Genomic DNA, 12538 nt, shown 5'->3' with positions numbered 1-12538 from the left:
GGGCTCCGGCCAATATGGCAAACTGGCTTCTTATCGACGGGTTTAATCTCGCGTTTCGCGCGTTCTACGGGATGCCCGAACTCACGCGCAGTAGTGATGGTTTCCCTACGGGCGCGCTACACGGCTGGGTAAAAGCCTTGTGGCGGCTGATCGACGAGCAGAGGCCGGCCGGCGGCGCACTGGTGTTTTTCGATCTTGGCGGTTCGCAAGAGCGGCTCGCGCTGCATCCAGAGTACAAGGCGCAGCGGCGCGAGACGCCCGAGGCCCTTACCCAGCAGCTACCGTTTATTCGGGAGCTTACGCGGGCGATGGGCTTGGGCGGTATCGAGCGCGAGGGCGTGGAGTCCGACGACTTGCTCGCGGCCCAAGCGGTGGCTTTGGCGGGCGGTGGGGACACCGTCCGAATCGTTAGCGCGGACAAAGACTTTGCCCAAGTCGTAGGCGGGGGAGTGACGCTGCTTTTGCCGCCGCCTACGGCCAATCCGCGCATCGGTTGGCGGCATCTCGATGCGGTGGGTGTCACCGAAAAGTTTGGCGTCGGCCCCGGGCAAATCGCCGATTTTTTGGCACTCGTGGGTGACACGTCGGACAACATCCCGGGCCTTGCGGGCGTGGGCCCGAAGACTGCCGCGAAGTGGCTGCAGGCGCATGGCTCCTTGGAAGGCGTCCTCGCGAATGCAGCCGAGATAAAGCCCGAGCGCTTTCGGCAAGAACTCGCCAGCGCGGCGGAGCGGCTGCGACTGAATCGGCAGCTTACGCGTTTTGACCTTTCGCTGCCGACGCTCACGCGCGAGGAGTTGGCGCAATCGCAGCACATCAACTTGGGCGAGTTGCTTCGTTTACTGGGCGAGCTAGAAATGAAAAGCGCTCAAGCCGAAGCCCAACGTCGCTACGCGCAGCCCGAACTTTTCTAAAGGGGCGCGTCGCGCGAGCGCAGCCGCAGGCTGTTTTTTTTGCCAGCTCACTGCGGTTGTTGTTGGGAGAGGCAGTGGAGGGTGCCGAGCCCCCAGATGAGATCGTAGCAGTCGATGCCTACGATTTCGCGGTCGGGGAAGCAGTGGCCGATTATCTCGCGGGCTTCGGCGTCGCGCTTGGGTTGGCGGAATTGAGGGACGAGCACTGCGCCGTTAATGATTAAAAAATTCGCGTAGCTGGCCGGGACGCGCTGGCCTTGGAAGGCGAGGGGGCGCGGCATGGGCAGCGTGACGAGGTCGAAGGGGGCACCCTCGGGCGTGCGGAAGCCGCGCAGTCGCTCTAGGTTGGCTTCTAGGATTTCGTGATTCGGGTCGCGGGTGTTGGGCTCGATGCAGGTGAGAATGCCGGCGGCGCTGTAGAAGCGGGTTATGTCGTCTATGTGGCCGTCGGTGTCGTCGCCGACGATGCCTTCGCCGAGCCAAAGGATTTGAGTGACGCCGAGCGCGTCTATTAGTCTGCGCTCAATCTGGGCGCGGTTGAGCTGCGGGTTGCGGTTGGGGTGTAGGAGGCATTGCTCGGTGGTGAGGAGCAGGCCGCGGCCGTTGACGTCGATGGAGCCGCCTTCGAGCACCATTTCGTAGGCGAAGCGGCGCAGCCCAAGTTTTTCGGCGATGAGGGCAGGGATGCGGTTATCGAGATCGTAGGGCGGGTATTTGTCACCCCACGCGTTGTAGTGCCAATCGGTTACGGCGACTTCACCGGTCGTGCGCTTTTTTACGAAAATTGGGCCGTGGTCGCGGCACCACGCGTCGTTGGTCGGATGGTCGTAAAAGTGGACGCGCGTCATGTCTGCGCCTGCCTTGGCACAGAGTCGTTGGGCGCGGGGCTGGAGGGGCTGCGCACAGTTGATGCGGACGGATTCGTAGCGGCTGATTGCGGCGACGAATTGGGCAAAGGCGTAGGGGATGGGGCGAAATTGGCCGGGCCAAGTTTTGCGGTTGTGCGGCCAAGACAGCCATACGGCGTCTTGCGGCTCCCACTCACTGGGCATGCGGAATCCATGCTCGGAAATTGGCTCGCTCGTTAGGCCCATGTTCTCAGTCGCGGAAGCGTTTTGTAATATCGCCGTAGGCGTCGATCCGGCGGTCGCGCAGAAAGGGCCAGTGCGTACGGGTGACGTCGAGTGAGCCAAGGTCGACTTCGTGGAGAAGGACTTCTTCGCGGTCAGGGCTGGCTTTGGCTAGGATCTGGCCGCTGGTGCCTGCGATGAAGCTTTGGCCCCAGAACTCTAGTCCGTCACCGCCGATGGGCGTCTCGTGGCCGATGCGGTTGACGGCGGCGACATAACAGCCGTTGGCGACTGCGTGGCCGCGCTGGATGGTTTCCCACGCGCTGTGTTGGGTCGCGCCGTAGTGAGCTTTTTCGGACGGGTGCCAGCCGATGGCAGTCGGGTAAAAGAGGATGTCCGCACCTTGGAGCGCGGTGAGGCGGGCGGCTTCAGGATACCATTGATCCCAGCAAATGAGGACGCCGATTTTGCCGAGCTTTGTGCGCCAAGCGCGAAAGCCGGTGTCGCCGGGGGTGAAGTAGAATTTTTCGTAAAAGAGCGGGTCGTCGGGGATGTGCATCTTGCGGTAGATGCCCAAAAGCGCGCCGTCGCTGTCGATGATGACGGCGGTGTTGTGGTAGAGTCCGGCGGCACGTTTTTCGAAGAGCGAGGCGACGATCACGACGCCGTATTTCTTGGCGAGCGCCTGGAAGGCGGCAGTGCTGGGGCCGGGGATTTCCTCGGCGAGCGCGAAGTTACTGTGGTCCTCGCTCTGGCAAAAGTACTGCGAGCGAAACAGCTCTTGCGTGCAGATAATCTGTGCCCCGCCGCGCGCGGCCTGCTCGGCGAGCGCGAGCGTTTTTTCGAGGTTTGCGGCGGGGGCGCTCGTGCAGGCGTGTTGGAGGAGGCCGAGTGTGCGTTTCATTACAGGTGGGGCGAGGGGCCGGAAGGGAGGTGGCGGTGCGTGTGTGTGCGACTGCGCCGTAGTCGCTGCAGATGATGGGAGATTTGCAGCGCGGCGTGTGTGAGGAGCGGAGGGCGAGCACAGGAGCGCAGGTCACACGTAGTGCGAGAGGCAGGTGCCCGCGCTCGCTAGGTGGCTACGCTTTAGTAAACAACTTTGTTGAGCGGATACTCGACGATGCCTTCGGCTCCGAGCGACTTGAGTTGGGGGACGATTTCGCGCACGACGCGGTCGTCGATGATGGTTTCGAGCGCGGCCCAGTCGGGGTTGCTCAGCGGGGAGATGGTCGGGTTGCGCAGCGCGGGGATGGTGGCGAGCACCTTGTCGAGTGCGTCTTTGCGGATGTTGAGTTTTAGGCCGACCTTGGTCTCGGCTTCGAGCGCGGCTTGGAGGAGGAGCGCAAGGGTCTCGATTTTTTTGCGTTTTGTGGGGTTCTCCCAACTGCGCTTGTTAGCGATGAGCTTGGTGTTGGTTTCGAGGAGCGTGTCGATGATTCGCAGCTTGTTGGCGCGGATGGAGTTGCCCGTCTCAGTGATGTCCACAATCGCGTCGACTAAGTCGGGGACTTTGACCTCGGTCGCGCCCCAAGAGAACTCGACATGGGTGGGGATTTTTCTCTCGGCGAAGTAGCGGCGCACGGTGCCGACCAGTTCGGTCGCCACGCGTTTGTCGGCGAGCTCTTCGGGGCGGGTGATCGATGAGGACTCGGGCACGCACAAAACCCATTTCGAGCGGGTTGAGGAGGCGCGGCTGTAGATGAGGTCGCAGACTTCGTGGACGTCGCTCTCGTTTTCGCAAATCCAGTCGCTGCCGGTGAGCCCGCAGTCGAAGAAGCCGTGTTCGACATAGCGGCTAAGCTCTTGTGCGCGGACGAAGCGGCCTTCGAGCTCAGGGTCGTCGATGGCTGGCCGGTAGGAGCGCGAACTGGTGGTGATGCGCCAGCCGGCCTTGTGGAATAAGTTTTTGGTGGCTTCTTCTAGGCTGCCCTTGGGGAGCCCTATCATCAAAATCGGTGGTGTAGACACGGCCCCGACCGCACACAGGGGCACTCAGCCCTTCAAGAGTAAATACCAGTAATGACTCGTTTCTTTAGGGGCGGAGGGGCGTTTACGCTTGGACGAGCGGTTTTTATAAAAGCGCTGCAGCCGCGAGCGGCTATGGGCCGATAAGAACGCGCCTAAAAACGTGCCCGGGGTGGGGGTCGAACCCACAAGCCTTTAAAGGGCGGCAGATTTTGAGTCTGCTGCGTCTGCCAATTCCGCCACCCGGGCAAGGTCGCTGAAAGAACAGCGGAGGCGGACGCTACGGTTGAGCGGCAGGCTGTAAACTCGAAACTGGTGTTGGTTGTCGCGATTGGTCAGTCTCCGCTCTTTTCCGCCTTCTCTGCGCCTCCTTTTCATATGGCTGCTGACCCTATCCGCTTTTACAACCGCTACACGCAGGCACTCGAAACCGAGCAAATCTTTGGCGAGCGTTGGTTGCGCTTTGCCTATGAGAACCCGATGGGGCGGGCAGGGCTGTGGCTCTTGGCGCGGCGCAAGTTTTTCTCGGCCTATTACGGGTGGAAAATGAGCAGGAGGCGGAGCCAATTGCGGGTGCTGCCCTTCATTGCGAAGTACGATCTTAATGTGGAGGAGTTCGCCAAGTCGGCTTTTACCTATCGCAGCTTTAACGAGTTTTTCTATCGCACGCTAAAGCCGGAGTGCCGTCCGATTTCAGAGGGCGCGGGTGTGGCGGTGCTTCCGGCGGATGGGCGGCATCTCGTGTTTCCCGATGTGGACGCGGCGGCTGGGTTTTACGTGAAGGGAGCGAAGTTTTCGCTCGTCGAACTCTTCGCTGATGCGTCACTAGCGAGGGAGTTTTCGGGCGGCGCGATGCTGATCTCACGCCTTTGTCCGGTGGACTATCACCGGTTTCACTTTCCGGTATCGGGCAGTCCGGGCCCCGCGCGACTGATAAAGGGTTGGCTCTATTCGGTGAGCCCTATCGCGCTTCGGCGAAACATCGGCTACCTCGTGCAAAATAAACGGATGCTGACCCTGATGGAGACCGAGGCGTTTGGGCGCGTAGCGATGTTCGAAGTTGGCGCGACCAATGTCGGGAGCATTCGCCAAAGCTACGTCGAGGGACGGGCTGTTGCGCGAGGCGAGGAGAAGGGGCTTTTCGCGTTTGGCGGCTCCTGCGTGATTACGATTTTCCAACGCGGGCGAATCCAATTTGCGCCTGACCTCGTCGCTCAAAGCGCAGTCCATATCGAGACCTACGCGCGCATGGGCGATGTGCTGGGCACTTGCGCCAGTCGCTCTACGTAGAAGCGGCGGCAAGAGTCTGTGCTTGGCTAAGCTACGAAAAAAGCCGCAGCGGGTGAGCTGCGGCGTGTATGGGCTGGCCTTGCGGGGCGCGCTTAGGCGGCGAGCTTGAGCTTAATCGCCGCGTGGGATTTGGCGCGGTTGGCGGCGTTTTTGTGAACGACGCCGCTTTTTACCGCCTTATCCATCGCGGAGGCGTAGTTCGCAGCGGCTGTTTTGAGTGCGGTGGGATCGGCTGCTTTGGCGGCTGCGTCGAGCTTCTTGTGCAGGGTCTTTAGGCGGGTCTTGGTCGCTTTGTTGCGAGCCGTGAGGCGCACGGTTTTACGCGCGGCTTTGATAGCGGATTTGGTGTTGGCCATTGAGGGGAGTCGTTAAACGAAAGCGGCGAACGAGCCAAAGCTGAGGGCGCAGGTCAATAAATTAAGCTTAGTCAAAATAAATGGCTCGTAGTGGTGAGGGAGGCGCGTCCTAGTGCGCGCCGCACGTTTGGGGCCTGATTGTCGCTCCGCAGTTCTTTCAAAACGCTACGGAGAGGAAAGTCCGGACACCGCAGGGCAGGATGCCGTGCGAGAGGTTTTGGCCTCAAGCATGGGCGGCGCGCGTCAAGGCGCGTCGACGGATAGTGTCACAGAAAACAAACCGCCTGTGCGGCGTGGTTCTTCGTAACTGCGCCAAGCGGGTAAGGGTGAAAAGGTGGGGTAAGAGCCCACCGCGTCGCGCGTGAGCGTTCGGCGGCACGAAAAACCCCATCCGGTGCAAGGCAAAATAGGAGACTGGGCGGCCCGTCCTATAGGTCTCGGGTATGCTGCAGCGCGTCGCGGTTCGCGGAGCTGGGGCCTTAGGGCCTCGGCTGCGAGGAGCCGCACGAGCCAAGGCGAGGGGATCTTTTTTCTCTCGGCTTGAGATAAATGACAATCGAAGCGCGCGGGGGCGGTTTACCGCTGCTGGCGCGCGGAACAGAATCCGGCTTACCGGCCCCAAGCGTGCACAGTCGCAGACTGTTTTGTTTTGGCCGCGCTCACTGAGCGCTGACCCAATACAAAATCTGCCCCGACTGGTCGGAGAGGACGAGTTGCTCCAGCGCGGCGGGGTCATCGGCGGGGGCGGTCATTCGGCTGGCTGCGCGGGCGGCGGAGTCGACGTCGGAAGAGACACGCAGGTGCGAGCCACCGCAGATGCCGTTTTGCAGCGGCACGATGACTGGCCATTGGCGCGCGGCGATGCGGTCATAGAGGCGTAGGAGCGGATCGGCGACTGGAGCGCGTGCCGCAGCGATTTCGCTCTGCGCGTCAATAAGCTCCACACGCAGGCTTTGCTCGCGCTCGCGCAGCGTGGCGATGCGCGCTTGGTGGCCGCTGATGTTTTGTTGGAGCGTGGCTTCGGCCGCGTCGAAGCGCTCTTTGGCGGCGTCGATTGCGTAGAGGAGCTCGAGCTCGCGCTCCTCGAGCGCGCCGATACTGGCTTCCATCGCCTCAATCTCGCGGGTGAGCGCTTGGTATTCGTCGTTTTTCTTAACGGCGAGTTGCTGGGTGCGGTATTTGGCGAGCTTGGCCTCGGCGGAGCCGATTTCCGTTTCGAGGAGTTTTTTGTCGGACTCCAACTGGCGGAGTCCGTCGCGTGCGCGGTCGATTGCGGCGCGCTCGGCGGCGATTTGCGCTTCAACTGCGGCGACCTCGGCGGGGGTGGCGGCGATTTGCGCTTCGAGGTCGCGGCGACGGGTGTCGCGAGCCTGTAAGATGAGGAGAGTTTCAATCGCAGGGCTCGGCATGGTGGTGCGCACAGTGGGGCGGGCGGCGCAGCGCGGTCAATCGAAACGGGCGGCAGGGGGCGCAGTTTCGCGGCGACGTGCGGTGTTTTTTCGCCCAATTTTACGCAAATAAATCCTCGCTCGCGCGACGCTTTGAAACGAGGCTCCCCCGTTTCGTTTTTCCCCTCTTCACCAACGCGCTACATGTCCGACTCTCCTGACTCCGATATTTTGGAAAACCCCACCAACGACCACGTTTATAACGCCGACCAGCTCGGCCAGCTCAAGGGGCTGGAGGCCGTCCGCAAGAAGCCTGGCATGTACATCGGCGGCACGGACGAGCGCGCGCTGCACCACTGCGTTTCCGAGGTGTTGGACAACTCGGTGGACGAGCACCTCGCCGGGCACTGCTCGCGCATCGAGGTCAACATCCATGTCGATGGCTCGATCTCCATCCGCGATAATGGCCGCGGCATCCCGGTAGATATTAATAAGGAGTCGGGCCTGCCCGGGGTGGAGCTGGTGCTCACGACGCTGCACTCGGGCGGTAAATATGGCCAAGGCGGCTACAAGTTCTCCGGTGGCACGCACGGGGTGGGAGCGAAGTGCGTCAACGCAGTTTCCGAGTGGTTTGAGGTCGAGATTTCGCGCGAAGGCCAGCTTCACCACATGCGTTTCGAGCGCGGCAAAACCGTCAAAAAGCTCGACGTCATCGGTAAGGCGCGCGGCACCGGCACCTACATTACGTTTAAGCCCGACCCCGAGATTTTTCGCGAGACCACGGTCTTCGTCGCCGAGCGCATCGCCCAGCGGCTGCGCGAACTCGCCTTCCTCAACTCGGGCCTCGAAATCGTCTTCCTCGACGAGCGCCCCGCCAACGCGAAGCCAGAGACCTTTTTTTACCGAAACGGCGTTGAAGAGTTCGTCCGCCAACTCAACCAAGGTAAAACTGCCCTGCACCCGGAGCCGATCCGTATTACAAAAATCAATACGGAGCCCATCGACGACAAACCCGCCGAGATTCACGTCGAAGTCGTCCTCCAATACAACGACTCCTACAACGACCAAGTCCTCTGCTACACCAACACCATCCATAACCCCGATGGCGGCACGCACCTCTCCGGCTTTCGCAGTGCGCTCACGCGGGCGATTAACCAGTTCGCCAAGTCGAACAACCTCTTAAAAGACAAAGACCCGCAAATCACCGGTGACGACGTGCGCGAGGGCCTCGCTGCTGTCATCTCCATAAAACACAGCGACCCGAAGTTTGAGTCGCAAACCAAGGTCAAACTCCTCTCGCCCGAAGTGGAGCGCATCGTCGGCTCGGCCTCCTACGAAGGGCTCATGAAGCACTTCGAGATCAGCCCGCAGCTTGCCAAGCGCATCATCGATAAGTGCCTAAACGCCGCCCGTGCCCGCGAAGCGGCGCGCAAAGCCCGCGAAACCATTCGTAAAGGCGCACTCAGCGGCGGCGGCTTGCCCGGAAAGCTCGCCGACTGTTCCGAGCGCGACCCCGCGCTCACCGAGCTTTACATCGTGGAGGGCGACTCCGCCGGCGGCTCCGCCAAACAAGGCCGCGACCGCCGCTACCAAGCCATTCTCCCCTTGCGCGGGAAACTCATTAACTCCGAGAAGGCCCAGCTCGCCAAAGTTTTAGACAACCAAGAAATCCGCACCCTCATCACCGCGATTGGCACGGGCATCGGTAATGGCGAGGATGATTCGGCGTTTAAGGGCGAGCGCGCCCGCTATCACAAAGTCATCCTCATGACCGACGCCGATGTGGACGGCTCCCACATCCGCACGCTGCTCCTCACCTTCCTGTATCGGCAGATGCGCGGCCTCTTCGACCTCGGCTACGTCTACATCGCCCAGCCACCGCTCTACAAAATCAAGCGCAAGAAACGTGAGCAATACGTCGACAACGACGAGCAGCTCAACCGCATCTTGCGCGAACTCGGCTCCGAGGACGTCGTCCTCACGCGGTTAAAAGACGGACACGTTTTTGCGCCCGCGCAAATCGACCAAATTGTGGAGCACCTCGCGTCGCTCGAAAAACTCGGGACGAGCGTCACCCGCCACGGGGCCTCGCTCCCCGACTACCTCGAAGCGCACGATCGCGAGACGCACGCGCTTCCGCGCTACCTCGCCCGCATCCGCACGGGTAACGACGAGCGACACGAATTCCTCCGCGACGAAGCCGCCCGCGCCGACTTTGTCGCGGCATACGATCTCGACGCCGACGCCGGCGAACCCCTTTTGCCAAGCAGCGAAAATGCAGAGCAAAACGCAGCCCAGAGTGCGGATGCCGCGTTAAACGCTGCTCCCGACGCACTCGCCCAAGCGGAAACGCAAGCGGTGCCCGCTGCCGTCGATGCGCCGCCCTCATCGTCCGCCGCACCTGCCGTCAACGCGCCGCGCACACGAGTCACCCTGCACGAGATTTTTGAAAGTGCAGAGATGGCCAAGCTCCTCAAAGCGATCGCCGACATCGGGCTCGATATTAGGCGTTTCACGGCGACCCCCGAGGCTCGCTTTGTCATTACCGAAAATCCGGGCCAAAAATCCGAGTCGAAGACCGAGCTCTTCGCGCCGCTCGATATTGTCGCGCACATCCGCACGCTCGGGCGCAAGGGACTCACGATTCAGCGCTACAAGGGCTTGGGCGAAATGAACCCCAAGCAACTCTTCGAGACGACGATGGATCCCGAAAAACGCCGACTCCTGAAGGTCTCGATTAACGACGCGGCGAAGGCCGACGCGCTCTTTACACTGCTGATGGGCGACGAAGTGCCGCCGCGCCGCCAATTCATCGAGGATAACGCACTCAACGTCCAATACCTCGACGTCTGAACTCACACTGGCCGCTCTCCCGCGCTGCGCACACCACGCGCCTGTCACCGTCGTAATCCCTGCCGCACTCCACTGTCTCCCTTTTCTCGCCCGTGTTTACCTCCAACGAAAAACTCTCTTCTGCGAACATCACCGATATCATGCAGACGGCCTACATCGATTACTCGATGTCGGTCATCGTCGCACGCGCGCTGCCCGATGCACGCGACGGGCTAAAGCCTGTGCAGCGGCGCATCCTCTACGCGATGATGCGCGAAGGGCTCTTGCACAATCGCCCCTTCGACAAGTGCGCGGGTGTCGTCGGCGAGGTTTTGAAAAACTACCACCCGCACGGCGACTCCTCGGTTTACGACACGCTCGTGCGGCTCGCGCAGACTTGGGTGATGCGTTACCCGCTGATCGACCCGCAGGGAAACTTCGGATCGGTCGATGGCGACCCGCCCGCTGCCTATCGCTACACCGAGTCGCGACTCAACGAAATCGCCGAAGACCTCATCCGAAACATCGATGAAGACACGGTCGACTTCGTCCCCAATTACAAGGAGTCCACCACTGAGCCGACTGTCCTGCCTTCCGCGTTGCCGAATCTGTTGATGAACGGTTCGACGGGGATCGCGGTCGGTATGGCGACCAACATCCCGCCGCACAACCTCGGTGAAATCATCGATGCGACCTGCGCCATCATTGATAACCCGGCGATATCAGTCGATGCGCTCTGCTCGATCGTCCAAGGCCCCGACTTTCCGACCGGTGGCACGATTGCGGGCCGCGCGGGCATCCTTAGCTATTTGACGACGGGGCGCGGCATCGTGCGAATTCGCGGGCGCGCACACACCGAGGAGACGAAGACGGGCGGCGAGGTGATCATCATCACCGAAATCCCCTACAACGTAAACCGTGCCAACCTCGTCTCGAAAATCGCTGAGCTGATTTCCGACAAGGCGATTGATGGGATCCGCGACTTGCGCGACGAGTCCGACGAAAACACGCGCATCGTCTTAGAGCTCAAGCGCGGCGAGCAGGCTCGCCCCATCCTCAACCAACTTTACCAAAAGACCGCACTCGAAGCCTCCTTCGGCGTTACGCTGCTCGCGCTCGACCAAAAGCGTCCGAAGCAGATGAATATTAAGGAGCTGATTGAGTGCTACATCGAGCACCGCCGCGAGGTCATCACGCGCCGCACGCAGTTCCGCCTGCGCCAAGCCGAAGACCGCGCGCACATTTTGGAGGGCTACCTGATCGCCCTCGATAACCTCGACGACTTTGTAAAAATCATTCGCAGCTCGGCCAACCGGCTCGAAGCACGCGAGCGCTTGATGGAGAAGTACCCGCTCTCGCAGCGGCAGACGGACGCCATCCTCGAACTGCGCCTCTACCAACTCACCGGCCTGGAGCGCGATAAAATCGAGGCCGAGTATCGCGACTTGATGGGGCTCATCGAGGAGCTTCGCGCGATTCTGGCCTCCGAGGAAAAACTCTTTGCACTCATCAAAAAAGAGCTGCTCGAAATGAGGGCGAAATACGCGACTGCGCGGCGCACCGAGATTACGGCTGCGGCGGGCGAGTTCCGCATGGAGGACTTTATCCCCAACGAGGGCTGCGTCATCACCGTCTCGCATCTCGGTTTCATCAAGCGCACGCCCGTTGCCGAATACCGCTCCCAGAAGCGCGGCGGCAAAGGTATCATCGGAGCCGATACGTATGAAGAGGATTTTGTGGAGCACCTCTTCACTGCCGAGACGCACGACTACATCCTCTTCCTGACGACCAAAGGCCAGTGCCTCGCAAAGAAGGTCTACGACGTGCCCGAGGGCACGCGCGCCTCCAAGGGCAAGTCCGTGAAATCCTTCCTGTCGCTCTCCGAGGGCGAGCGGATTGCGGCCATGATTTGCGTGAAAGACTTCGACCCGGGCCTGCACCTGGTCATGGCGACCAAGAGCGGTATTACCAAGAAGACCAGCCTTGCCGACTACGCCAACGCGACGCGCGAAGGCGGCCTGCGCGGCATCAAGCTCTTGGACGACGACAGCCTCGTGGGCTGCGTGCTGACCAACGGCGAAAACGAAATCATGCTCGTGAGCCATCGCGGCCAAGCCGTGCGCTTTAAAGAAAGCGACCTGCGCGACCAAGGCCGTGGCACCCAAGGGGTCACCGGTATGCGCTTCAAGCTGGAGGGCGACTACGTGCAAGCGATCGAAGTGTGTGACCACGACGCGCGGCTGCTCGTCGCCCGCGAGGACGGCGTGGGTAAGCGCACGCCTTTTGCCGATTACCGACTTATCTCGCGTGGCGGCACCGGCGTTATCGCGATCGACCTGCCTGACGACGGTAGCGTGGCGGTTGCGGGCGCGCTCAGCGTTCACGAGAGCGACGAGGTCATGCTCCTGACGACCAAAGGCCAAAGCATCCGCACCCGCGTGCGCGAAATTCGCGAAACCGGTCGCGGTGCCAAAGGCGTAAAACTCCTCACGCTCGCTCCCGGGGACAGCATTCTCTCTATCGCGCGCATCGTCGAAACCGACGAAGAACAGGAAGCGGCGGCGATCGCGGCCAATGCCGAATCGGGAGCGGAAAATGGCGTCAGTGAAACTGCGCCTTCCGCTACTGCTGGAGCGGACGCTGCGGCCATTACTGAGTCTGGCCCGTCAATCTCTGAGCCCGAGGCCCTTGATCCGGAAAATGACCAAGAGTGAGTTGGCCTG

The 12538-nt window shown here is 61.3% G+C and carries 9 protein-coding genes, 1 tRNA gene and 1 other RNA gene; 5 read left to right on the top strand and 6 right to left on the bottom strand.

The window, feature by feature from the left end:
* Window positions 1-14: 14 nt before the first annotated feature.
* Complete coding sequence (locus tag AXK12_RS03730) at window positions 15-914, top strand: 5'-3' exonuclease (protein WP_068711579.1); 900 nt, start codon at window positions 15-17, stop codon at window positions 912-914.
* 47 nt (window positions 915-961) lie between these two features.
* On the opposite strand, the gene AXK12_RS03725 is transcribed toward AXK12_RS03730, so the two are convergent.
* The 4 genes from AXK12_RS03725 to AXK12_RS03710 form a co-directional block, all read right to left on the bottom strand.
* Window positions 962-1966 (bottom strand): agmatine deiminase family protein, encoded by a 1005-nt coding sequence (locus tag AXK12_RS03725; RefSeq protein ID WP_156468830.1) that lies wholly within the window; start codon window positions 1964-1966, stop codon window positions 962-964.
* Between the two features lie 46 nt (window positions 1967-2012).
* A complete protein-coding gene (locus AXK12_RS03720; protein WP_068711574.1) occupies window positions 2013-2888 on the bottom strand; it encodes a carbon-nitrogen hydrolase in 876 nt (291 codons plus the stop codon).
* Between the two features lie 182 nt (window positions 2889-3070).
* Entirely contained in the window at window positions 3071-3931 is an 861-nt protein-coding gene (gene hisG, locus AXK12_RS03715; RefSeq protein WP_068711572.1) for an ATP phosphoribosyltransferase, read from the bottom strand.
* A gap of 182 nt (window positions 3932-4113) precedes the next feature.
* Window positions 4114-4198 (bottom strand) — tRNA-Leu (locus AXK12_RS03710).
* 129 nt (window positions 4199-4327) lie between these two features.
* Between AXK12_RS03710 and asd the strand changes: the two genes are divergently transcribed.
* The gene (gene asd / locus AXK12_RS03705; protein WP_068711676.1) at window positions 4328-5239 is read left to right on the top strand and encodes an archaetidylserine decarboxylase; all 912 of its coding nucleotides are present in this window, start codon (window positions 4328-4330) and stop codon (window positions 5237-5239) included.
* Between the two features lie 92 nt (window positions 5240-5331).
* On the opposite strand, the gene rpsT is transcribed toward asd, so the two are convergent.
* A complete protein-coding gene (gene rpsT, locus AXK12_RS03700; RefSeq protein WP_068711570.1) occupies window positions 5332-5595 on the bottom strand; it encodes a 30S ribosomal protein S20 in 264 nt (87 codons plus the stop codon).
* Between the two features lie 125 nt (window positions 5596-5720).
* Here rpsT and rnpB point away from each other — a divergent pair.
* An RNA gene (rnpB, locus tag AXK12_RS03695) (RNase P RNA component class A) lies at window positions 5721-6223 on the top strand.
* A gap of 31 nt (window positions 6224-6254) precedes the next feature.
* On the opposite strand, the gene AXK12_RS03690 is transcribed toward rnpB, so the two are convergent.
* Window positions 6255-7004: a zinc ribbon domain-containing protein gene (locus AXK12_RS03690; RefSeq protein ID WP_068711568.1), complete on the bottom strand. Its 750-nt coding sequence runs from the start codon at window positions 7002-7004 to the stop codon at window positions 6255-6257.
* Window positions 7005-7187: 183 nt separating this feature from the next.
* Between AXK12_RS03690 and AXK12_RS03685 the strand changes: the two genes are divergently transcribed.
* Window positions 7188-9836 (top strand): DNA gyrase subunit B, encoded by a 2649-nt coding sequence (locus tag AXK12_RS03685; RefSeq protein WP_068711566.1) that lies wholly within the window; start codon window positions 7188-7190, stop codon window positions 9834-9836.
* Window positions 9837-9928: 92 nt separating this feature from the next.
* Window positions 9929-12529 carry a DNA gyrase subunit A gene (gene gyrA / locus AXK12_RS03680; RefSeq protein ID WP_082782626.1) on the top strand — a complete coding sequence of 867 codons (2601 nt, stop codon included), beginning with the start codon at window positions 9929-9931 and terminating at the stop codon, window positions 12527-12529.
* The last annotated feature ends 9 nt before the right edge of the window (window positions 12530-12538 follow it).

This window comes from Cephaloticoccus capnophilus (genome assembly GCF_001580045.1).
GTDB classification, from domain to species: Bacteria; Verrucomicrobiota; Verrucomicrobiia; order Opitutales; family Opitutaceae; genus Cephaloticoccus; species Cephaloticoccus capnophilus.
Note: the sequence above shows the minus strand (reverse complement) of the source record. Positions and strands in the feature narration are given on the sequence as shown.

Coding starts and splice junctions, on each gene's coding strand:
- asd (WP_068711676.1), top strand. CDS start 4,328: ATGGCTGCTGACCCTATCCGCTTTTACAACCGCTACACGCAGGCACTC.
- AXK12_RS03685 (WP_068711566.1), top strand. CDS start 7,188: ATGTCCGACTCTCCTGACTCCGATATTTTGGAAAACCCCACCAACGAC.
- AXK12_RS03730 (WP_068711579.1), top strand. CDS start 15: ATGGCAAACTGGCTTCTTATCGACGGGTTTAATCTCGCGTTTCGCGCG.
- AXK12_RS03690 (WP_068711568.1), bottom strand. CDS start 7,004: ATGCCGAGCCCTGCGATTGAAACTCTCCTCATCTTACAGGCTCGCGAC.
- AXK12_RS03720 (WP_068711574.1), bottom strand. CDS start 2,888: ATGAAACGCACACTCGGCCTCCTCCAACACGCCTGCACGAGCGCCCCC.
- AXK12_RS03725 (WP_156468830.1), bottom strand. CDS start 1,966: ATGCCCAGTGAGTGGGAGCCGCAAGACGCCGTATGGCTGTCTTGGCCG.
- rpsT (WP_068711570.1), bottom strand. CDS start 5,595: ATGGCCAACACCAAATCCGCTATCAAAGCCGCGCGTAAAACCGTGCGC.
- hisG (WP_068711572.1), bottom strand. CDS start 3,931: ATGATAGGGCTCCCCAAGGGCAGCCTAGAAGAAGCCACCAAAAACTTA.